20 protein-coding genes and 1 CRISPR repeat array are annotated in these 20840 nt (G+C 44.8%); of the genes, 2 read left to right on the top strand and 18 right to left on the bottom strand.

Annotation, left to right across the window (positions count from 1 at the left end; all coding sequences use genetic code 11):
* Window positions 1-25: 25 nt before the first annotated feature.
* The 12 genes from B4V02_RS01525 to B4V02_RS01470 all read right to left on the bottom strand — a co-directional run bounded on the left by B4V02_RS01525 (window position 26) and on the right by B4V02_RS01470 (window position 12850).
* Window positions 26-1198 carry a GerAB/ArcD/ProY family transporter gene (locus B4V02_RS01525; protein ID WP_094153518.1) on the bottom strand — a complete coding sequence of 391 codons (1173 nt, stop codon included), beginning with the start codon at window positions 1196-1198 and terminating at the stop codon, window positions 26-28.
* Window positions 1199-1236: 38 nt separating this feature from the next.
* Window positions 1237-1461, bottom strand: a complete 225-nt coding sequence (locus B4V02_RS01520) for a hypothetical protein (RefSeq protein ID WP_068497500.1) — start codon at window positions 1459-1461, stop codon at window positions 1237-1239.
* Window positions 1454-2674, bottom strand: coding sequence for a Ger(x)C family spore germination protein (locus B4V02_RS01515; protein WP_094153517.1), 1221 nt, complete (start codon window positions 2672-2674; stop codon window positions 1454-1456). The genes B4V02_RS01520 and B4V02_RS01515 overlap by 8 nt, the downstream gene beginning before the upstream one ends.
* Entirely contained in the window at window positions 2674-4299 is a 1626-nt protein-coding gene (locus B4V02_RS01510; RefSeq protein ID WP_094153516.1) for a spore germination protein, read from the bottom strand. Before B4V02_RS01510 ends, B4V02_RS01515 begins: the two co-directional genes overlap by 1 nt.
* A gap of 249 nt (window positions 4300-4548) precedes the next feature.
* Window positions 4549-4719 (bottom strand): hypothetical protein, encoded by a 171-nt coding sequence (locus B4V02_RS26060; protein WP_167383738.1) that lies wholly within the window; start codon window positions 4717-4719, stop codon window positions 4549-4551.
* A complete protein-coding gene (locus B4V02_RS01505; protein WP_094153515.1) occupies window positions 4716-5366 on the bottom strand; it encodes a hypothetical protein in 651 nt (216 codons plus the stop codon). The genes B4V02_RS26060 and B4V02_RS01505 overlap by 4 nt, the downstream gene beginning before the upstream one ends.
* A 210-nt stretch (window positions 5367-5576) precedes the next feature.
* The gene (locus B4V02_RS01500; protein WP_244188434.1) at window positions 5577-6212 is read right to left on the bottom strand and encodes a hypothetical protein; all 636 of its coding nucleotides are present in this window, start codon (window positions 6210-6212) and stop codon (window positions 5577-5579) included.
* Between the two features lie 940 nt (window positions 6213-7152).
* Complete coding sequence (locus B4V02_RS01490; RefSeq protein ID WP_094153514.1) at window positions 7153-7650, bottom strand: hypothetical protein; 498 nt, start codon at window positions 7648-7650, stop codon at window positions 7153-7155.
* A gap of 469 nt (window positions 7651-8119) precedes the next feature.
* Window positions 8120-8416: a hypothetical protein gene (locus B4V02_RS01485; RefSeq protein WP_094153513.1), complete on the bottom strand. Its 297-nt coding sequence runs from the start codon at window positions 8414-8416 to the stop codon at window positions 8120-8122.
* Window positions 8417-8993: 577 nt separating this feature from the next.
* A CRISPR array of direct repeats spans window positions 8994-10634; the repeat unit is 32 nt; unit sequence ATTTCAATCCACGCACTCGTATAGAGTGCGAC.
* A 222-nt stretch (window positions 10635-10856) separates the two neighbouring features.
* Entirely contained in the window at window positions 10857-11192 is a 336-nt protein-coding gene (locus B4V02_RS01480) for a hypothetical protein (RefSeq protein WP_007432857.1), read from the bottom strand.
* Between the two features lie 16 nt (window positions 11193-11208).
* Window positions 11209-11922, bottom strand: coding sequence for a pirin family protein (locus B4V02_RS01475; protein ID WP_007432858.1), 714 nt, complete (start codon window positions 11920-11922; stop codon window positions 11209-11211).
* Window positions 11923-11992: 70 nt separating this feature from the next.
* The gene (locus tag B4V02_RS01470; RefSeq protein WP_094153512.1) at window positions 11993-12850 is read right to left on the bottom strand and encodes a LysR family transcriptional regulator; all 858 of its coding nucleotides are present in this window, start codon (window positions 12848-12850) and stop codon (window positions 11993-11995) included.
* Between the two features lie 179 nt (window positions 12851-13029).
* Here B4V02_RS01470 and B4V02_RS01465 point away from each other — a divergent pair, with 179 nt between their 5' ends.
* Window positions 13030-14010, top strand: a complete 981-nt coding sequence (locus B4V02_RS01465) for a DMT family transporter (protein ID WP_167383737.1) — start codon at window positions 13030-13032, stop codon at window positions 14008-14010.
* A 96-nt stretch (window positions 14011-14106) separates the two neighbouring features.
* Here the strand turns inward: B4V02_RS01465 and B4V02_RS01460 are convergent, their stop codons facing one another.
* The 6 genes from B4V02_RS01460 to B4V02_RS01435 all read right to left on the bottom strand — a co-directional run bounded on the left by B4V02_RS01460 (window position 14107) and on the right by B4V02_RS01435 (window position 19406).
* The gene (locus B4V02_RS01460; RefSeq protein ID WP_094153510.1) at window positions 14107-16092 is read right to left on the bottom strand and encodes a methyl-accepting chemotaxis protein; all 1986 of its coding nucleotides are present in this window, start codon (window positions 16090-16092) and stop codon (window positions 14107-14109) included.
* A 152-nt stretch (window positions 16093-16244) separates the two neighbouring features.
* A complete protein-coding gene (locus B4V02_RS01455; RefSeq protein WP_094153509.1) occupies window positions 16245-16652 on the bottom strand; it encodes a DoxX family protein in 408 nt (135 codons plus the stop codon).
* Window positions 16653-16771: 119 nt separating this feature from the next.
* Window positions 16772-17632, bottom strand: coding sequence for a M56 family metallopeptidase (locus tag B4V02_RS01450; RefSeq protein WP_094153508.1), 861 nt, complete (start codon window positions 17630-17632; stop codon window positions 16772-16774).
* Between the two features lie 3 nt (window positions 17633-17635).
* Window positions 17636-18049 (bottom strand): BlaI/MecI/CopY family transcriptional regulator, encoded by a 414-nt coding sequence (locus B4V02_RS01445; RefSeq protein WP_007432864.1) that lies wholly within the window; start codon window positions 18047-18049, stop codon window positions 17636-17638.
* A gap of 146 nt (window positions 18050-18195) precedes the next feature.
* Complete coding sequence (locus tag B4V02_RS01440) at window positions 18196-19035, bottom strand: response regulator transcription factor (protein WP_094153507.1); 840 nt, start codon at window positions 19033-19035, stop codon at window positions 18196-18198.
* Window positions 19011-19406, bottom strand: a complete 396-nt coding sequence (locus B4V02_RS01435) for a Fur family transcriptional regulator (RefSeq protein WP_007432866.1) — start codon at window positions 19404-19406, stop codon at window positions 19011-19013. The genes B4V02_RS01440 and B4V02_RS01435 overlap by 25 nt, the downstream gene beginning before the upstream one ends.
* 296 nt (window positions 19407-19702) lie before the next feature.
* Between B4V02_RS01435 and B4V02_RS01430 the strand changes: the two genes are divergently transcribed.
* Entirely contained in the window at window positions 19703-20797 is a 1095-nt protein-coding gene (locus B4V02_RS01430; protein WP_094153506.1) for a GGDEF domain-containing protein, read from the top strand.
* Window positions 20798-20840: the final 43 nt, after the last annotated feature.

The following is a 20840-nucleotide window of genomic DNA, read 5'->3' as shown; positions in this document are numbered from 1 at the left end:
TACTTTTCCGATGAATACAGTAAACTTATAAGTTAGCTTTTCCTGTTCTACTTGCCTGCTGGCTTTCTTGCTGATTCGTGCTGACTTGCTGACCCGTGCTATCCTGCTTCTCTCCAGATGGCTTATGATGTTCGCTATCTTTTTCAGGCTTGGGTCGGAGCAGCAGCCAAAGCACAAAGGGCATGACAACAAAGAAAGCAATCATCACCACGGTCCATTCCCGGCTGAAATCATAAATTTGGACGATATTAGAGAACAACATAAAGGAGCAGACGTAACCCAGCAAACCCATAGGCCAAACCATCAGCCCCCCAAAAATATGGACAAACATGCGCTTAACCGTCAAACTGATGACGTACAAATCAACCCCGATTTTCGTAAGCAAGGTCGGTACGGTCAGTGCACCCACAAACAAGTCGAACCGATCCAGAAAGTCGGATAACTGCAACTGACGCGCCAGTTCATACGTAGGATAAAATAGCCGCGACAAGATAGGAACACCAATAACCAGTTCCTCCAGCAGCACGATTATAATCATAAAAACGGTTCCGATTAAATGTCCAAGCCACGCACTGCGGGCATTGTAGCTCCGTCCAGGAAGGATAAAGGGCAATATTATGAGGTCTGCCATATAGCCAAGCATCCGCCAGCTGCCTTTGACTACTCCACCTATATCCGGGTGTAAAAACGGCCTCATTGCTGAAAAATCTATATTGTGTCCGAAAAAAAGCGGCATCGTCAGCAGCGTCAGAATCAACGCAGGTACGGTAAATTCCGTCATACTCACGATGGTTCTGATTCCGCCTTTAGCCATAAACACCAAGGTCAACAGCATAATAAGAGATATGACGACAATCGGAGTCATCGGCAAAAGGACCACCTCCACCAGATCCGTAATAATCCTTAAATCCCTGGCGAAAATGATCAGAAATAAAATAAGATACACCGCAAGCAGCATGCGCCCCAGCATGGGGTGAGAGCTGACGATGGCCTGCAGCAGATCCTGATCCGGAAACCGCCGCTTCAGCTTCAACATCGCCCAGATCGGAAAGCATATGAGGATAGCAGCTATTGCGCAGGTCCAATAGGCATGCTGCTGCGCGTAATCTGCCGCCTGCGTCGGAGCATGCACCAGGGTAATACTAACCTCCATTAACACACTAAGCAACACGATTTGTCTGGTTGTGAACTGTTTCATACAGGAAATCCTCCTTTTTCCACAGGCATTCTCATTCGTTACAACGTAGGAGGGAGCCACATATCAATGAAACGGCTCAGCCATGTGGCCACATAAACAGAGCTCTTCGTCGAGGTTCCGTAAATCCAGATGCCAATGCTAATGACATACAACACACGTGAGACCCAGCGATTGACAGCAGGTGCGGAATTCAGACTTTTGCGGTCAATCAGATACATGAACAGCATAGCGAGTACTAAGGGGAACAGAAATACTTTATTCATTTTGGACTTGCTCCTTTTTGATCCCGAATGGTTTGGTGACCGCACCGATATTCTCTATATGCACAATCGGGTCTATGACGACCTCCACCTTGGGGTACAGTTGCTCCCATTGAGGTTTAATCCGTTTCCATTCATCCGGACGACTCATAATGATAGCCCTTCCCAAACCAAGTACGTCTGAATGGTACTTTTGCTGAATAAGCCGAACAGCCTCACCCAGCTCCTTCTTGATCTCTTGGGCAACCTGCTGCTCCAGCCACTTCAAATTTCCTCCATTAGATATATCGAAGGTTGTCTCATCCTCCCTTACATTCCCGTTGCAGTTCAATTGAACGGTCATTCGAATATCATTTCCTCGAATATAAGGCTTGATTTGCACATTATTCTCGATGAGGTGCACAGACAGATAACCAGAGCCTTTAGGAGGGGGGATGAATATTTCCGTCTCCTTGGCCTGTCCCATGCCCAATAGCAGAAACCGGCTCAGATGGTTATCAATCATTCCGGTTAATCTGTCTTTGCGAAATACAGCCAACCCATCCACCTGGATATTCGTCTTCTTGTCTTTTATAGTGGCAGGGCCATTTTTCACCAGGGACATCACCGGCACAGCCGGGTCCATGCCTTCCATCAGGATTGAATTCATCAGCAGCTTGATGGAGCGGGGGTTTTTCATGTATGAAAAGTTGAGCTCACGCACCATCTCCGCCGGATATTGCTCGATCGGGGCGTCCGCCTGAAGCACATCCAAGGATGCTCCCTTCGTTATGACAACCAGAGAAGACAGACGGTTCTGCGGAATACGCGCCAATACGTCCATCATTTTGCTGATCCCTTCCCGTGCCAATGCCTCGCCAAACAACAGCACCCGGCGATGGGAGAAATTCAACGTTCGTGAAACTCCCCGCTGTTCCTCGGCGCTTGCTCCCCGAAAGCTTGGGCCTATCTTGGACTCCAGGTAATAAGATTTGTTCCCTCTTGTACCTCCTCCACCTCCTGTGCTTCCCGAAGATCCGAGCTGTCCGGGAAGAGCAATTTGCATCGTCACACGGTATTGATCCCCTTCCTTATCCAGCCCGGTACCCATTACAAAGGCCACGTCGTTCACTTCACGACGATCCCAGCATCCACCCAAAAGAACAGAACAAAGCAGCAGACAGCTCAGTATTGCCGCTTTACGTATTTTCCCTGCATTGGAGCCTTTGGGCTTCATCACCATCCCTCCTCGGTTGCGGGTGATCCATTCATCTTCTCTTTTTCTCGTTTGTTGTTGTCATTGCCAATCCATGAAGGACGTTTGATCATTTTCCACCAAGGTGCACGCACAACAATGTCCTTTTGATCGTTATGGTTATATGGACTGTAACCACTCATATAAGGCACTCCAAACGACGTTAGCTTGGTTAAATGTGTAGCGATCAGCGTGGTCGCGATAATGATTCCAAATAGCCCAAACACACCTGCCATCAGCATAATCGGGAACCGTAACAGGCGAATCGTAATGGCAAAGTTAAAACGCGGAATCGTAAACGAAGCAATCCCCGTGAGGGACACAACGATAACTATGGGGGCCGACACAATTCCCGCCTGTACAGAGGCTTGACCGATAACGAGCGCGCCGAGGATACTGACAGCCTGGCCGACCGTTTTGGGGAGACGAATCCCCGCTTCCCGTAACGCCTCAAAGGAAATCTCCATAATCAATGCTTCCACCAAGGCGGGGAAAGGGATCGTTTCACGCGCCGCCGCAATGCTCAAAATGAGCGTCGTCGGTAGCATATCCTGATGGTAGGTTGTGACCGCTACATATAATGCAGGCAAATAGAGGGCTAATATGAGAAAAAGAAACCGAATCCAGCGCACCACATTACTGATGAAAAAACGCTCGTAATAGTCTTCGCTCGCTTGCATCATCTGCCACATCGTGACTGGCCCAATCAGGGCAAAGGGCGTTCCATCTACAAAAATGGCAAAACGTCCTTCCAGCAATTGCGCGGTAACCGTATCCGGACGTTCCGTGTATTCCATTTCCGGAAACGGTGAAAACGGGTGGTCCTCAATCAGTTCCTCAATGTATCCTGTCTCCAGCACACCATCTATTTTGATATCGCTGAGCCTTTTTTTTACATCCTCCACCAGCTTCGGATCTATGATGCCCTCGATATAGGTAAGTACAACACTTGTTTGGGTTTCTGTTCCCATGGTCATGCTGTGCATCTTGAGCTTGGAGGTTTTCAGCTTGAAACGCAGCAAAGCCGTATTAACGCGGATGGTCTCGGTAAATCCTTCACGCGGCCCGCGAATAACCGCTTCGGTCTGCGGTTCCTCCACGCCACGGCGAACGCCTCCCTTGGCACTGAAGATATACGCACGAGGCGTACCGTCTACGAACAAGGCGGCATTGCCGTCCAGTATTGCCGCCGATACCATTTTCCATTGGTCCATCGTTTTGGTCTGGGACATAGAAATCCGTGTTTCATCCAGCGGGTCCAATGTACCGTTGACTTCCGGGTCCTTAAGCATCATGCCCAAAATGAAAGGCCGCAGGATATGATCCTGCAAATCCTCCGATTTCACCGTGCCTTCAACATAAGCCAACATCCCTTTGCGCTCAGGGGAAATCATTAGTTCTCGATAAACGATATCAGAGCAATCCTTGAAAATATCACGCAAAGCAGTCAAATTATTTTCCAGACTGCTCCGCAGCGGCTGTTCCAGCCAGGGTGGTTCAGGCAGTCCTTTAAGAGCATTGGTATTTTGTGTCTTACGATCCGCAGCCCGAATCGTCCGCCGGCTCCACGGTAATCTCGGCAGCTTGGGAAAGTGTACTTTCTTCATCGTTATCCCCCTCTACGAATAAGCCGAACAGGTATATGACTTGTAGGATGTACCAGCCTGCAAAGGATTATGTATCCAATAAGCACAAAAAGAAGACTCCAGTTCCACTTCAAGGTGGTTCTGGAGTCTTCTTTTAATCTGAGCTTAAAAGTTACCTATGCGCAACTGCGTAGTCGGATGGTGCTTCCCATCGCCACCGCCCCGCTTGCACAGCACCATTCCGACTACTTCGTTTTCGATATACATTTTTTATTTCTCTCGTTTTGACAATGCAAAATTGATTATTTCCCCTGTTATAAGTCCAGCCAAAAAAGTATAAACCATCATAGCATTCAACTTATACCCCAGTGCATAAGAAACTCCTAGACACACTGCATAGCCTAGCAAAATACTTGCATCACGTTTTAATAATTTTTTCACGGAGTGCACCCAATAGGGTATGGCTGTGAACTAAAGAACTTCGCAGAGTCAGCCGTACCAATTACTTTGTTTCGTGAAGCATCTTGATAAAACACAGTATGGTTAGCGTAGGGGATAGCTTCGCATTTTCTAGGATATGAATATTGATAAATCGTATAATAAGATTGGGTATTCAAACTTGCTCCAGCACCTATAATTACAAGAATGGTTGATACAGGAGCTTTAGTAACCGTTGATATTATCCCTGCTGCAAAAACTATCCCTACATTCACCCAATCATACGAGTAATCAAACTTGCCTACAAAGGTTCCACCTGAAGGAACAGCATTTAACGAAAAATCAGAACGGCTCTCTTTAACATTAAAGTTCTCCTGTTTTACTCCGTCAATCAGCAAAGTTTGATCTTGTGGGAAAAACTCAATTTTAGTTGTTTTTCCATTCTCAACAATAGTCGTTATTCTATGATTGTCATCATTAAAGTTAGTTGTTACAGTCGCCTCACCACGATCAGTCTGAATAACTTCTGTCTGAACTAGGTTTACCTCTGATTTGGTAATTTGTTCAGCATTACCCACCGAAGGTAAAACAGTTGCGCAGAGGAATACTGATGCCAATAAAGGGACGAACACTTTCTTGAAAATTTTCATAAACAAATTTCCCCCTATACAATTATTTCAAACAATTGTAAATTCTATAACTTCTTTAGCGAGAAGTAAGGGGAAATTTGTCGAACATTAAATCAATTAAAAAAGCCAATTTAATTTCAGGAAAAGTATTTAATTAACAATAAATTTTACTTAAAAAGACTCATACCAGTTATTGTTGCAAACTAATATAAGCCCTATCTGAAATTAAATTTAGATATTAGGAGGGATTGTGCTCACAAACTCATAAACACCTACTATACGTTTAGCCGGGTAATCCGGATTTTCAAATACAGTTATGGAATATCCTTGTGGTTTATTAGTTATAGAATTAATAACATCTTTTGGTAACCCCTTTTTTAGCGAAGCTTTGATATCAACTTGGTATTTCAGATTATCATCATCTGAAATTAATTCTTCACCCTTCACTGGTATAGTTTCAGGTAAAGTATAATATTTAGCTAAACTTTCTGGAACACTTATATAGAAATAATATGGATGTTTACCTTCCAATATATATTTTCTAGGCTTGTCTCCAAATTTATAAGTTACACGAAAGGAGACTGAGTTGTCAGAGGAATCGTGAGACATTTTAAAATCATAGACAATAAAGGCGTTAGGGTCTTCAAAATGAGTCCCCGTTAAAAAAGGCTCGCTCATTTCATTGTTCTGATTTTCATTTTTTTCTTCACTTTTGCTCTTGTTTGTCTCATTGTTCACATTATTGCTAGGATTAAGATTTTTATTATCTGTAACCATCTCTTTAGTATTACTGCTACAGGCAACAAGAGTTATAATTACAAATACTAAAATCCATAAACTGGTTTTTCTTAAAATGATCTCTGTCACCCCCTTGAAGTATAAAAAGGAAACCAGTTTGGATAATTGGTTTCCTATAAAATTGTTAGAACTATTACAATTTTTCACAAATATACTATCGGAAAAATCTGAAGTAGTCCAATTTCCAGAGTTATAAGTACTGCTAACAACCACACCAGAATTATTAGCTGCTACTTAACTCTAAATAACTCCTCAAAAAAGTAAAAGTACTGTGGCGGTTTCAGTGTATTTACCACATCCACCATGAACAAATTGAAAGAAAGAATGTTATATTCCAAAAAAGCTGGTGGGTAAGAATAACAGACAATGTCTGCAGCAACTTTTTTGAGCTTTTCTGGTATAAATGTAAATATTCTAAGTCCAGATGTGTTCGTGGGAGGTATGACTTCACCGTACGGCTCTGTCAAATGGGCTGAAATCGCAGTCGAAGTGTTACCCAAAACCAACAAAAAAACATAATCCCCTCCCATATCTAACACGGTCAAAGACTAATTTCACTATAGCCGCAAGGGTTGTGTCTGCTTTAGCAAATTGATACGTTGGGAAAAATGAAAGCTTTACAAATGTATCCCTTATCTCCATCTACTTTAAATTCAAAATGATCAACGAAAAAAGCTCTGCCGACCAATTTAGGTTAGCAGAGCTTTTTTTATTACTCGACTATTTATTTTTTTCTGAATATGAACATCCCAATAAGTGCAACAACTATTATAGCGGGAATTCTCCATGAATTCGGTAGAAATTTTGTTAACCATAGGGCGGCAAATACTGTAGCTATCGCTAAGTAGCCTAAGCGTTCAGACGGTTCAAATTTCTTCCTATTGAAGAATACATTCAAATAGCCTATCGGTGGGGCTATGATGATCATTAAAATTATGACTATTGGCTTTAAATACCACTTTCTTTTTTCCATTCTTCCTCCGTCATTCATCGTTGTTAATCACAGTTATTAAAGGAATATTGCTCCGATAGCTCTAGCGATAATATCAGCTAACCATCCCGCTACACCTAAATACTGCATAGCCTGTGATAGCGCATCTTCAATACTGCCACTGAAATCTGTGACCACATCTAAAGCCTTTATTAGCGCATCGACTTTGACAACATTAATAAGATTCTTTTTGACACTATCACTTACGGGAAGCCAATCGATCGTTGTTTTTATAACATTATCAATTTTGCTTGCCTGTGATTTAAGGGCCGCCTTTATTCCTTTAATTGTCCAGGAAACTTTACCTTGCGTCGTTACATCTCCATTAAGACTTGGATCAGCACCGTTAATTACTGGTGGCACAACACCTTCCGGTTGATTGGCGGATTCGTTATATGTAGAAGAAGTCACAGATGTACTTGCAGCAGAAGCGGAAAATGGAGACACAACAGAAAATAGCAGGGCAGCAGTAGCAGAGCTTAACATGATTTTTTTCGTTAATGCATTTACACTCATTTCAAACTCTCCTTTTTATTGTATTTACGTCTATTATTATATAATTATTCACATGTCGAAGTAAGAGGAATAAAAGCACAAGGATATAAATAGTCAGAAAGAACCAGTCTAAAATCCTTATAAATTGCATCATACCAACATATTAAATCTAAAATTTTAATTTAATTCACTAATTCAATTCGTTACTTTATACCTAATAGAATGCTATTTCGTATTATCAGGTTAGCCAGAATCTGCTGGTTGGCCTTTTTATGGTTGATGTATAGCAACTGGACGATGAGGGCGAGTTTGACTATATCAGTTGCAAAGAGAGGGGGGTTAGTGATAGTACATTTCGTAGATTAAAGTATAAACCTATCAACATACTGAGGACTGCATTGAATCTTAACGTTATAACAGAAAATATATAGATATCCAAATTGTATAAAAGCAAAAGTCGAAGATCAGTTTTCTTCGACTTTTTGCTACTTTAGTCTTCTACAAAACGGATATATGGACGTTGGAAATATCTTTGGTCGGACACGAAAAAATATTCCTTTCCTACCACAAGTGAAGGGATAACGGACTTTGATGATATATATAATTTTTTAATCTTGCCTCCGTTAGAGGTATCGCTCTGGATGACTAAGTAATCATCTTTAACTTCGACTAATTTAGCGGTTTCACTTAAATGAGATCCTGAATAATAATAAATACAACCAATGATTAGAGAAAAAAATGCAATTTTTAAAATAAATGCTGAAATTTTATTTCTTGTTACTAACATTAGAATATAACCTCCAATAATTACTCATTATACTATATCTATGATAATATTGGTAGGATTGCCCATAGTTTTATTGAAAAATTACAATAATAAACTTATAATGCAAGAGAAGACAAACAAATGTAAAAAATAGCTAACTAATTTATAATAGCTGTTTTTTGAACATGCTTTATTAGTCATAAGAACATACTAGTAATCTTACATAACCATCCTGATTAATAAAGTCCACTCTTGTCTTGGAAAGAAGGGGATCACTCTATTTAATCAGAACAAGGCTTCATCTGATTACAAAAGACCACTTCTATACTGTTTCTTCTTTCAATTCCACTCTTGACAAATTGATGGAAATCGCAAGAAAAATTCAAGAATAACAAGATAGTCAAGTCAAAAACACAAGCGCATGTGCTTGTGTTTTTGTTTTTTCCCTGAATCACTTTGTAGCTTAATTTATTTATTAGGGAGGGAACATCTTGTTCCACGATCAGGAGACAGGAAAAAGAAGGTAGCCAAAGAGGGTTGCTGTATACATTGTGACAACCCATCAACGCATGTTTCGTTGGGGATTAGATTCTGTGCTATTTCAATCCACGCACTCGTATAGAGTGCGACTTGGCTGATGCAAAAAACTCATCCGGCGAGACGGAATTTCAATCCACGCACTCATATAGAGTGCGACTAAAAAAGTTGATGGTTATCTACTTAACTCCGTTATTTCAATCCACGCACTCATATAGAGTGCGACTAGCGCCACCCAACATATAAGCCCAGGTGATGAAATTTCAATCCACGCACTCGTATAGAGTGCGACTGGCAGCGGAACCGTATAAGTAAATTCAGAGGCAGCATTTCAATCCACGCACTCGTATAGAGTGCGACGTTGAAATAATGTTCGGAAATGAGTGGTGATATATTTCAATCCACGCACTCGTATAGAGTGCGACCAAACTTATGCCAGCTGCCCACAGCGTCCAGCACATATTTCAATCCACGCACTCGTATAGAGTGCGACCTGCAAAAGATGGTCATAGGCACCTCATTTTCAGATTTCAATCCACGCACTCGTATAGAGTGCGACCCGTAGTAGCCGATTGGATCACCCTTTACGATACCTAATTTCAATCCACGCACTCGTATAGAGTGCGACCCTTGTCTCTACGAAAGGAATTACGGATAACAGATATATTTCAATCCACGCACTCGTATAGAGTGCGACGTTCTACGCTATTCCACTTGACATTTTTCACTTATTTCAATCCACGCACTCGTATAGAGTGCGACTGCAAAAGATGGTCATAGGCACCTCATTTTCAGATTTCAATCCACGCACTCGTATAGAGTGCGACTTGAACACAATAATATCATCCTTTTTTCATACAGATTTCAATCCACGCACTCGTATAGAGTGCGACATAGGGGCATAAGATAGCGAACAAGCAACGGGGGAATTTCAATCCACGCACTCGTATAGAGTGCGACTACATAAAAAAAATGGCCATTTTTTTCGTATACAATTTCAATCCACGCACTCGTATAGAGTGCGACTTAGCCATCCAATCAACCATTTTAGGAGTAAGAATTTCAATCCACGCACTCGTATAGAGTGCGACGACAACGCAAAAAGGCCCCTGACTCGACTATTAATCATTTCAATCCACGCACTCGTATAGAGTGCGACCGCCAGGCTCTTGTACATAGAAAGCGTCCGTATTATTTCAATCCACGCACTCGTATAGAGTGCGACTTTAACCCGGATTCGATCTAATATAACGTACCGTATATTTCAATCCACGCACTCGTATAGAGTGCGACAATTTTCGCGGTGGTTCCAGGTTCTTGGTGAAACAATTTCAATCCACGCACTCGTATAGAGTGCGACTACCATAGCGAAATATTTCCCTTTTTCTTCGGAAAGATATTTCAATCCACGCACTCGTATAGAGTGCGACGCCAATCAAAACGCCAGAATCTGAGTAAAATGCAACGCATTTCAATCCACGCACTCGTATAGAGTGCGACTAAAATAAGACCGAATACGATAATGGATATGTGCAATTTCAATCCACGCACTCGTATAGAGTGCGACGTGTATTGAAATTTGCATTTCTTAGATTAATCTAAATTTCAATCCACGCACTCGTATAGAGTGCGACCAAGGTACGCTGTCCGCTGACCTCTACAGCCAGACGATTTCAATCCACGCACTCGTATAGAGTGCGACAGCGAAAATGGAGAGATTCATACCCCAATGGTATCAATCTCACACATTCCCGTAATAAACGATACCGAAAAGGGCTGGATCAAGCGTTGACTTTTATCGCCAACACCCTTTCCAAGCCTTTTTCGACAAAATTCGAGGTGCGAAGGACCTGGGGTTTTTATGTGAGCTTCACATTCGCACCTTACTTGGACAGCCACTTCAAAAACTCAATATAAAATAGTGTTAATCTCCCCAATACTCCTCGGGATGATATTCAATTTTAGAATCAGCTTCGAGCGTAAGCTCGCCTGTCTGATCATTATATTTCACGCTTTCCGGGGTTACGTAATACCAATGCTTCACGATGGATTTATCCTCCGGTGTTACAAAACGAAATACGTTCAGTTCTCCGCTATAACGTACAATCGCCTCGGCCGTCTCACGCGGAAGCTCTTGAAGTGTGAAGCAAAAGAGGCCATCCGTCGTTTCCAGACGGCAATCGAATACCTGCTTGCGGCTGTCAGCAAAGCTACGACCCGTGACAGCATGCTTGATCAGCCAAGTTTCCTGCTGCGCCATGGCGCGCACCTCCCTTTTAAGGTAAATCTATCAGCATGTAAAATACAGGCTCCTGTGCCTCCAGCAACAGCTTCGGCTCCTGCTCAATCCGGGCCGAGTCACGCTCTTGCAGAATATGTTGACCGTTCACACGAAGTGAGCCTTCGATGATGAACAAGAACACACGTCTTCCCTCAGCCTGTGTGAATTCCAGACGCTCTCCAGCCTGAAGCTTGCTTAAATAAATCGTCAAATCCTGATGGATGGCAGCGATTTCGCCCTCCGTGCCCGGAACACGATTCCCGGCAACGACAGGCAAAAGCTGGCCGTGCAATCGCTCAGGGTTGAACGCTGTAGCCTCATATGATGGCTCCAGCCCTCTCGTGTGCGGGCTAAACCACAATTGCAGTAAACAGACATCCTCCGTTTGCGAAGCGTTGTGCTCCGTATGGACGATGCCGCGGCCCGCTGACATCCGCTGAATGCCTCCAAAACGGGTCACCGCCTCATGTCCACGGTTGTCCTCATGACGCAGCTCTCCATAAAGTACGATGGAGACAATCTCCATGTCACTGTGCGGATGCGCCCCAAAGCCCCTTCCCGGTGCGATGACATCGTCATTACAGACGCGCATAGGGCCAAACGCTGTATTGTTCTCATCCTGATACTCCGCGAATGAAAAGCTGTGACTCCCCCGCAGCCAGCCCTTATCGAAGCTGAATCGCGATGCAGCCGGATATATTGTGAACATAATAGCCCTCCTTCAAGAAGAAAAATGAGATCGAATCCTTCTCAATTGTACCCGAGCCCAAGCGATAAAGCTACGCCTGAATCTGAGCGATAATTTCATCGATAAAGGACTGCAAGGTACTGGTAACATAGGCTTCCTTGCGACGGATAAACACCGTTGTCACTTCATTGTACGGCTCTGGCAGCGCATGACAATGCACATGTCCCTGGGCCCTCAGCCCGCTGATCGAAGACTCGGGGAACACGGTCATTCCGATACCAGCCGCCACGCTGCCGACAATCGTCTCAAACGTCCCAAACTCCATAATCTGCTTGGGGATAATTCCCTCCATCTTGAGCCAGGTTTCCAGCCGCTCCCGGTACCCGCACCCTTTTTTATATAAAAGGAGCGGACGGGTTGTAATATCCTCTACGGAAAAGTCATCTCCCTGGGAAACGAGGACCAGCTTTTCCTGAAAGACATCAAACTGTTCGATAAGGGGATGTTTCACTGGTCCGGTCACAAAGGCTCCATCCAGCCTCATTTCTGCAACCTCCTGCACCAGATGCTCTGTAACCCCGGCCTTGAGCGACAGCTCAACATCCGGGTAGTGGCTGTAGTAAGCATGCAAAATCGAAGGTAATGCAACCACCGTCTCCACAATGCCGATCTCCAGCACTCCCGAAGGTGTCGAAGTACTCTGAAACGCATGCTTCATCTCCTCAAATTGCGACAAAATGCTCTTCGTATATTGCAGCAGACGCTTCCCCTCCGCATTGAGGATCATGCCCCGCTTATGTCTATAAAATAAAGGCGTTTGCAGCTCCTTTTCCAACAGCTTGATTCTGGCCGTCACATTGGACTGAACATAGCTAAGCTCGGCTGCCGCCTTGCTGACACTGCCATGAGCAGCTACGGTCTGGAAAATGTTCAAATCGTTCAAATCCACTACTGCTCCCCCTTAATGTAAAGGGCAAGACCGCCAAAATTAACGCGCCTTGTCACTTATGATCATTTTAAATGATCATAATGTTTATTTTCAATCATTTTACCGTCAGCTTCCCATCCTTTATGATGTGTCCATAAGATATGTCCGCTGAGGCCGGCAAGGAGGAGCTTTTTTTCACCATGAATAAACAAATCATGACCGGATCGTTATTGTGTCTGATCGCCAGCATGTCCTGGGGCGCCATGTTTCCGGTTTCGCACATTGCCTTACAACAAGTCAATCCGCTGTATTTTTCGTTTTTACGTTATTTTGTCGTTGCGCTCATTCTGATCGTGCTGCTGTGGCTCAAAGAGGGACGGGCTGCCTTTCGCTTTGAGGGCGGGGGCAAGAAATTGCTTTTCTTCGGTACGATGGGATTTACCATCTACAATATGGCCGTTTTCCAGGGACAACACTGGATGGGGGCAGCAGGCACCATTGTAGCTTCTATTATGGAAGTTCTGATGCCGATGATCTCGATTGCCATGATATGGACCCTGACTCGTAAAATGCCTCCGAAATATACGCTGATCAGTATGGTGATCGCATTGGCTGGAGCAATACTTGTGATTACGAACGGAAAATGGACCTTCTTCACGCTTGCCGGGCAGCATTTGCTGCCGCTGCTGCTCATTTTTGCAGGGGTCGTCGGGTGGGTCGTGTATTCCATGGGAGGCAGCCACTTTGCAGGCTGGTCCACTCTTCGCTATTCGACCTTAACCTGCCTGCTCGGAACCCTTGTTTCCTTCGTCGTTGTCACCGTTTCCTCTGCCTTCCATTGGATTGCAGTGCCGGACTGGCAGGATGTATGGTCAGTTAAATACGAAATGAGCTTTATGATTCTGCTTCCAGGACTTGCAGCCTTGCTGAGCTGGAATGCCGGAATCCGCAAGCTGTCTCCGCTGAACGGAATTCTATTCATTAACTTTGTACCGATTACTACGCTCGTGCTTATGTACTTCCAAGGCTATGCCATCAGCCAATTCGAGCTGTACGGGACATTGCTGGTCATCTTTGCACTAGTGCTGAACAACATGGTTCAAAGAAATACGCTACGCACCTCCAGCACTTCAAGCCGTATCCGTTTCCGCTTGGATCGACGCAAATTATTCCAAAGATAGTGCCTAATCTATAATGAGCCATACATTGTGGCAAAAAGCATAAAAGCGCATGGACAAGGAGAATAAACTCCTGTATCCGTGCGCTTTTATCGTTTATTATTTTTCTCCGACCCGGAAGCGTCCAACCAGCTCACGCAGTTCCTCAGCCATTTGGCTCAGATCCGCTGAGGAAGAAGCAATTTCCTCGATAGAAGCAAGCTGCTGTTCAGCTGCCGCTGAGATCGACTCGGTGTTGCCCGCTGCCTCGTTCGAAATATGGGAAATATCGCTCATAATACTCACGACACCTGCGGCACCCCGGGCCATTTCCTGTGTCACTCCGGTAATATCATTGATATGCTCCGTCGCTAGTTCCACAGCCTGACTGATTTCCGCAAAAGACTGCTCAGACGTGCTTACTGAATCTATCCCTTCTGTAACCCGTGTTCGCGCTTGGCGCATAGCCGTCAAAGCATGTTCCATATCCATTTGCATGGCCTCAATACGCTCTGAAATCAAGGTCGCTGATTTGGCAGATTCCTCAGCCAGCTTGCGTACCTCCGTAGCAACCACAGCAAAGCCTTTGCCATGATCGCCAGCACGTGCCGCCTCAATGGATGCATTTAGCGCCAGCAGGTTCGTTTGCTTGGCAATACCGGATATGACGCCGATAATATTCTCAATTTCGCCAGAGCGTTCACTCAGGGAATCCATCGCATGTCCGAGATCGTTAACGGTCTCGTCGATATCATGCATCTTCTGTACAGCTCGCGTAGCTGCCTTGCTGCCTGCTTGTGCGGACTCTGCGTTGCTTTTCACCTGTTCAGATACGCCCACCATACGCTCGGATACGTTTACTGCCTGCTGAGCAAGCTCTTCCATGCTTACAGAGCCATGTTTGACACTCTGAGCCTGACGCTCGCTGCCTACTGCTACTTCCTGAATAGCTATGGTGACATGCTCAATGGCTTGAGTCGTCTGATCGGCCCCCGAAGCCAATTCCTCTGCCGAAGAGCTTACCCGATCTGTGGTTTCGTGTACGCTTCGAATCATCGTGCGCAAGCTATCCACCATCGTTTGGAAGTGGGAAGACAGCTGACCCACCTCATCGGTTTTCCCTGTCTCCAAATCGCCTGTCAAATCCCCTTCACTGATCTGCTCTGCCGATTTTTGCAGTTTGCGGATCGGCACCAGGACGGAACGGGTAATCAGGAAGATCGCAATAAGTGCAAGCACCAACGAGGCTGCCAGCACAAAAATGGTTACGTAACGCATGGCGGCGGTGGCATCGCTAATTTCGGATTGATAGAAGGTTCCTGCAATTTTCCAGCCGGTTTCCTTATTCGTTACATAGTTCAGGTACTTCTCTTGGCCTTCATACACATATGTATATTGCCCGCTCTGCGCAGCATACATATCATTAATAAAGCTTGCATCGAGAGTTGTACCCGGCTTAATCGTAGGGTGGACCACAAATTTTTTCGTATGATCCAAAATAATGATATATCCCTCTTGCCCCACTTTGATGGAAGCCAGTTTACGTACACTCTCCAGATTCAGAGAAATCCCGATAACTCCGGACTGGTCGGAGAGCGTTTGAGATACCACGACAACAGGAATACCGGATGAATTTATTACGACAGGGGTAATTGCCACTTTACCAGGCTGCTTCATCGCTTCGATATACCAGTCCCGCTTGCGGGGATCATATGTACCTTCGTCCTCTTTAGGCACCCCCCGAATCATCAAGCCATCTGGAGTACCGACAAAAATATCGGTCGCATCCTCGTGCAGACCTATGTATTGGATCAGCTTGGGCTGAATCAACGGGCTGTTTCGACCATCAATCATGGAGCCATCGAGTCCCTTAGCCAAATAACCCACATCTTTGATTTTACTGGAAAGTGAGTATTCGATTACCGAATTAGCTGTCACTACTCCCTGATTTGCACTGCTGTAGAGCTGCTTCTCCATAGCATTAAACGATGAATTATAAGTCGCGATAGATATACTTAAGCTCGGAACCAACAAAATAAGCAGAAAACCTAAAACAAGCTTGTTTCTGAGTGTCCAAATGGTCGTTCTCTTTCGCATTTTTCCCATGTGTTTTTCCCCTTTACTTGAAAAGCTATGTTTTAATTACACTCATGGAAGTTATATCGGTCAAGTGCAGCAAATGATTTACAGCTATATTTCACAAATGGGCAAAATAAAAAACCGCGCCCTGAGACCAAGGGCGCGGTTCATATGATAAATTAGACCTGTACGTTACTATTTTCTGTCTTTTTACGACCAAACAACTGATCCACCGCCAGAAAACGTCCACCAACAAGTGCTTGCTGAAGGCTAGTGAACAGAACCAGCAGATCAAATTCAATCGAGCCGAAAGGCTGTCCCTTTTTAGCCGTCAGCAATACACCGATCATCACGATGGTCAATGCTGCTCCGGCAATTCGTGTTCCGATGCCCAGAACTAGTGCAATACCGCCAACCAGCTCAACCGTAGCGACCACAGGAGCCAACCAGCCAGGAAGTCCGATACTTTGGAAGAAGCCAGAGGTTCCGTCCAGTCCCTGAAATTTTTGTGAACCGTGAACAATGAAAATGACCCCTGTAAAGATTCGTACCAACAGTAATCCAATATTCGTAAGTGTTTGATTCATATGCTCATCTCCTTTAGGTTGTATACAGTTTAGGTAATCAACACTACAATGTGTAGTGTATTACATATCAATAATCGGTAGCGCATAAAGCGCCACCCATTAGGATATATCTTGCCAAACTACATTAACGCCAGTGCAAACATAAGCGTCAGCATCACTAGCACATAGCTGGAAAACATAATCGAACGCCAGGGCATTGGAATGATCGGCTCTAGCTGCGGGTCTAGAATACGTGAGATTCGGTAGTTAATAGACGTTTCTGCAAAAGAGGAGCAAGCGGCGGAGTTTACCAGGCGGGTCTTGGCAGGCTTCATACTCAGAAGCTTGAGCAACGCGCTTCCAATCCCAACCGGTGAACCGGCTCGATTAATTGCTTCATTGTCGGCTAAAATTTCACGGGCTATCTTATATTGGTTGGTAATATGACGCAGCACCGGCAAGTAGAACAGCAGGGTGGCACATATTTGCAGCATCCATGTCTTCAATGGATCATAATGTTTCATATGATGCGCTTCATGGTATATGACAGCCTCCTCCTCGTGTTTGTCCAGTACGGACAACAATGCGGAGGATAATACAATGCGCGGCTTCCATAATCCCATGGTGAAGGCAGCAGGCTTGGCATAATCTATGACCCAAATCCGGTCAGCTCCGAGTTCACGATATCGTTCACCCAGTGCCCCCGTCAGCGGCAGGTCACGCATTCGGTGCAGTCTGCGGAAAGCTGCCCTCGTGGCCATACACTGTCGGACCGCTTCGCACCCGGCGATGCCGAAGGTAAGAAAGACGAGCCCGCTAAGCGCATCCACCATGTAGCCGATTCCATAATTTTGCAATAGACTTCTGCAAATTTGAAACACGTTAAAATTCAATTTCCAGCCGAAAACATGCTGCCCGGCGTACATACCCATCTGTATAAGGGCGAAACCCGAAATCAAGGCGCCTGCTGTAAACAGTAATTTAGAACGTGTTTTCCACATCGTCTACATATCCTTTTTCCATTGTTTAATTTTTTGTTCCAGACGTTCGATCAGCACGGGATCAGCCATCTCCAGAGCATCAATCATATGATTGACAGCGAGTGGACCAAATTCATCCACCAATTCGTGACTCAGCTCCTTGGATTGTTCATCCATGAACTCTTCCCTGCTTAGAACCGGGCGATATAAAGACGTTCTTCCGTGAATACTCTTACTCAGTATTCCCTTTTCCACCAAACGATTCATAACGGTCATCACCGTATTGAAGTTAAAGTCACGGTCCCCCTTCAACGCGGTCTGCACTTCTTTGATACTCCGATCCGAAGTGGACCATAAAATATCCATGATTTTGGCTTCCAGAGGTCCGAAAAAACGGTTAAGTCCGGTTTCGCCAGCTTTAAAATTCAGTCGTTTCATAAGAAGCACCTCACACTACCGATTGTAGTGTATGCACCCTGATAAAGTCAACTGTCTCACCTTGTGTCCGTTTCCTCAAGGAATTCATATATCTCCGCCGAATGTCTTCATCCGGCGGAAATTCGTCAGCTTTGATGACCTTCAGTTCAATCTGCCAATCTGTAGCCTACGCCTCTTACCGTCGCAATATATTCAGGCTCGGCAGGTCGGTCATCCAGCTTCTTGCGCAAACTTTTGACATGCACGTCTACAACGTTGCTGCCACCTACAAAATCCGTCTCCCAGATATCGTGCATCATTTGCTCACGGGAGATCACTTTGCCTTGCGCATCAATCAGCTTCAACAGCAAATCGTATTCTGTTTTGGTCAAACTCAATTGTTTTTCTTCTTTGTATACTAGCATTTTATCACGGTCAATCCAAATATCCTTGAACATCGTGCGACGGCTGGCCTGCCCTGCCTGACGGGAAGCTGCCGGATGACGTACAATCATCCGTTCGATATCATGCACCATGTGATTGGAAGCCAGCGGCCATACCAGAACCTCTTCGGAAGGAAGCAGTTCATGCGCTTGTACAGCCGACCGATCCTGAACCACATACATGACGGGGGTGTCTTTCATATGCTCTGCCGCAAGACGATTGCGGAAATCCAGCAACTCACTACGTGTATCGGCAGCAGTCAAATCGTAAATCAACAGATCACTTCCCAAATGGCGCTGCACTTCCGGCTCCCAGCGATGGAACACCATCACATCAAAGCATGCGTCTGACAATGTACGTACCAAGCCATGAACTACACCCGGAACCGAGCTGATCAGAACGAGGCGACGTGTGGTTGGGCAGTACAACGGCTCATTGGAAGGAACCGTCCGCAACACAGGAGCAGAGGGAGTCGATAACATCGTTGTCCAGTTCCCCTTTACCCGTCTGGGCATCTCAGCTGCTTTGAAACGATTCGTTATTTGATTCGCTTGCTTTGGCATTCCTTACACACTCCTCCGAATACAACATGGGCATGGGCAATGGCATATCCCGTTTCATGCGCAACCGTCTCGGTCCAATCGTCTGGAACCTCGCTCATCACCTCATCTACTCGTCCGCATACCTGACAAATAATATGCTGATGATCGTCCATCCGTCCGTCATAACGACTGGCAGCTTCCCCCAGCTTCAACTCACGGATTAATTCCTTATCTGTTAAATAGCGCAGCGAATTATATACCGTACCATAGGCTAGATTATATCCACGCTCCATTAACCGATTCATAACATCAGCCGCAGTAGGATGATCATGGGCCTCACGAACCACATCGTACACCGCTTGGCGTTGCGAGGTTAAATTTAAGGTTCTCATACCGCATCTCCCTTAACTAATCCAGATTATATTTATACTTAACTAGTAATCACAATAACATTTAATTTAGAATAAGTATAAATCTTAATTTATTCCAAGTCAATGGGGTCGGATAAATTGAGTTACTTGTATTTCGGAAGTATGCTCAATCCATTCCCAGTTATGTACTAGATATAAGGGCGAAACATTATAACCCACACTGGCGTAATAAATTTAATAAATTCTTCATTTTGAAGCCTAATGTCAGTTTTTTTTGATAAAATGAAGGAATATGCCTCTCGGGAGGGTTTAGCATCTTGTTCAGTACTTTTTTTGTGAATATCTGTATCCTCGTTACCTTTTTGTACATAACCGGCCTCATATCACAAAGATATAAAATCCGTCTACACACCTTAAAGCGCAAGGTACATTGGATCGGGGGCGCTCTTTTTGGATGCTATGGCATTGTCTTGATGTACTATTCGTTCCACGTTGGTTTTAATACGATTGCCGATCTTCGTCATCTGGCTATTATAGCTACCGCGACTTACATTGGCGGTCCAGCTGCGCTCATCGCTACCCTTTTTGTGTGCTTAGGCAGATTATTGCTGTTTGGTGTTACCACACAGGCCATTGTAGGCGCCTTTTTTATGATGCTCGTGGGCATAGGCTGCGCTTTGCTGTCACATCTGTCCTGGTCCCGTTTGCCTAAGCTGGTCATTATGAATATTTTCGCTTTGGGTGTTATCTTTTTCCCTTTCATGATTAATTTGAATAATAATATAGATGCTGTCCTGCACGTTTATCCGCTCCATTTTGTGATTTCTATGGCAGGTGGATTTCTTCTATATCTCATTGCTGAGTCAATCAATACCTCTAATGAGCTATTGCTTCGTCTGGAGCACACCTCCTATACAGACCATCTCACCAATTTAAGCAACAGAAGGCAGCTTGAATCTTCACTGGAAGAGCAGCTTCCCCGGGCTCGTCAACGTCACGAGCACCTATCTGTACTGGTGCTGGATATTGATCACTTCAAGGAAGTGAACGATACCTATGGTCATGCTGCGGGAGATGCCGTGCTGCGCCAGCTTGGACAGATTTTGATTGACAAATGTCGCTCTAATGACATAGTCACCCGCAGCGGGGGAGAGGAATTCACCGTGCTTTTACCGAATTGTACTTTTCAGCAAGCACTGCGCATAGCGAATCAGATTCTTAGCGGCGTAAATCAGTACGAGTTTGTTCTGGCGGACAGGCCTATTCTTAAAGTCACCGTATCGATCGGCGTGACAACCTTTCCTGATACCGGGGGAGATATATCCGGGGCGGCTCTGCTGGAGCAGGCGGATAAAGCATTATACGAAGCTAAACATGCAGGGCGTAACCGGATTTGCTCGTATGAAATATAGAATAGCCGATACAATCCTCTTTTGGGGAGTTGTATCGGCTATT

It is taken from the genome of Paenibacillus kribbensis, assembly GCF_002240415.1.
In the GTDB taxonomy this organism is placed as follows: Bacteria; Bacillota; Bacilli; order Paenibacillales; family Paenibacillaceae; genus Paenibacillus; species Paenibacillus kribbensis.
Note: the sequence above shows the minus strand (reverse complement) of the source record. Positions and strands in the feature narration are given on the sequence as shown.

Excerpts from the sequence above, each read along its gene's own strand:
- B4V02_RS01525 (WP_094153518.1), bottom strand. The coding sequence starts at position 1,198 with ATGAAACAGTTCACAACCAGACAAATCGTGTTGCTTAGTGTGTTAATG.
- B4V02_RS01440 (WP_094153507.1), bottom strand. The coding sequence starts at position 19,035 with ATGCCAAAGCAAGCGAATCAAATAACGAATCGTTTCAAAGCAGCTGAG.
- B4V02_RS01445 (WP_007432864.1), bottom strand. The coding sequence starts at position 18,049 with ATGAAACGACTGAATTTTAAAGCTGGCGAAACCGGACTTAACCGTTTT.
- B4V02_RS01460 (WP_094153510.1), bottom strand. The coding sequence starts at position 16,092 with ATGGGAAAAATGCGAAAGAGAACGACCATTTGGACACTCAGAAACAAG.
- B4V02_RS01485 (WP_094153513.1), bottom strand. The coding sequence starts at position 8,416 with ATGTTAGTAACAAGAAATAAAATTTCAGCATTTATTTTAAAAATTGCA.
- B4V02_RS01505 (WP_094153515.1), bottom strand. The coding sequence starts at position 5,366 with ATGAAAATTTTCAAGAAAGTGTTCGTCCCTTTATTGGCATCAGTATTC.
- B4V02_RS01450 (WP_094153508.1), bottom strand. The coding sequence starts at position 17,632 with ATGTGGAAAACACGTTCTAAATTACTGTTTACAGCAGGCGCCTTGATT.
- B4V02_RS01490 (WP_094153514.1), bottom strand. The coding sequence starts at position 7,650 with ATGAGTGTAAATGCATTAACGAAAAAAATCATGTTAAGCTCTGCTACT.
- B4V02_RS01465 (WP_167383737.1), top strand. The coding sequence starts at position 13,030 with ATGAATAAACAAATCATGACCGGATCGTTATTGTGTCTGATCGCCAGC.
- B4V02_RS01455 (WP_094153509.1), bottom strand. The coding sequence starts at position 16,652 with ATGAATCAAACACTTACGAATATTGGATTACTGTTGGTACGAATCTTT.
- B4V02_RS01515 (WP_094153517.1), bottom strand. The coding sequence starts at position 2,674 with ATGAAGCCCAAAGGCTCCAATGCAGGGAAAATACGTAAAGCGGCAATA.
- B4V02_RS01510 (WP_094153516.1), bottom strand. The coding sequence starts at position 4,299 with ATGAAGAAAGTACACTTTCCCAAGCTGCCGAGATTACCGTGGAGCCGG.
- B4V02_RS01480 (WP_007432857.1), bottom strand. The coding sequence starts at position 11,192 with ATGGCGCAGCAGGAAACTTGGCTGATCAAGCATGCTGTCACGGGTCGT.
- B4V02_RS01435 (WP_007432866.1), bottom strand. The coding sequence starts at position 19,406 with ATGAGAACCTTAAATTTAACCTCGCAACGCCAAGCGGTGTACGATGTG.
- B4V02_RS01475 (WP_007432858.1), bottom strand. The coding sequence starts at position 11,922 with ATGTTCACAATATATCCGGCTGCATCGCGATTCAGCTTCGATAAGGGC.
- B4V02_RS01520 (WP_068497500.1), bottom strand. The coding sequence starts at position 1,461 with ATGAATAAAGTATTTCTGTTCCCCTTAGTACTCGCTATGCTGTTCATG.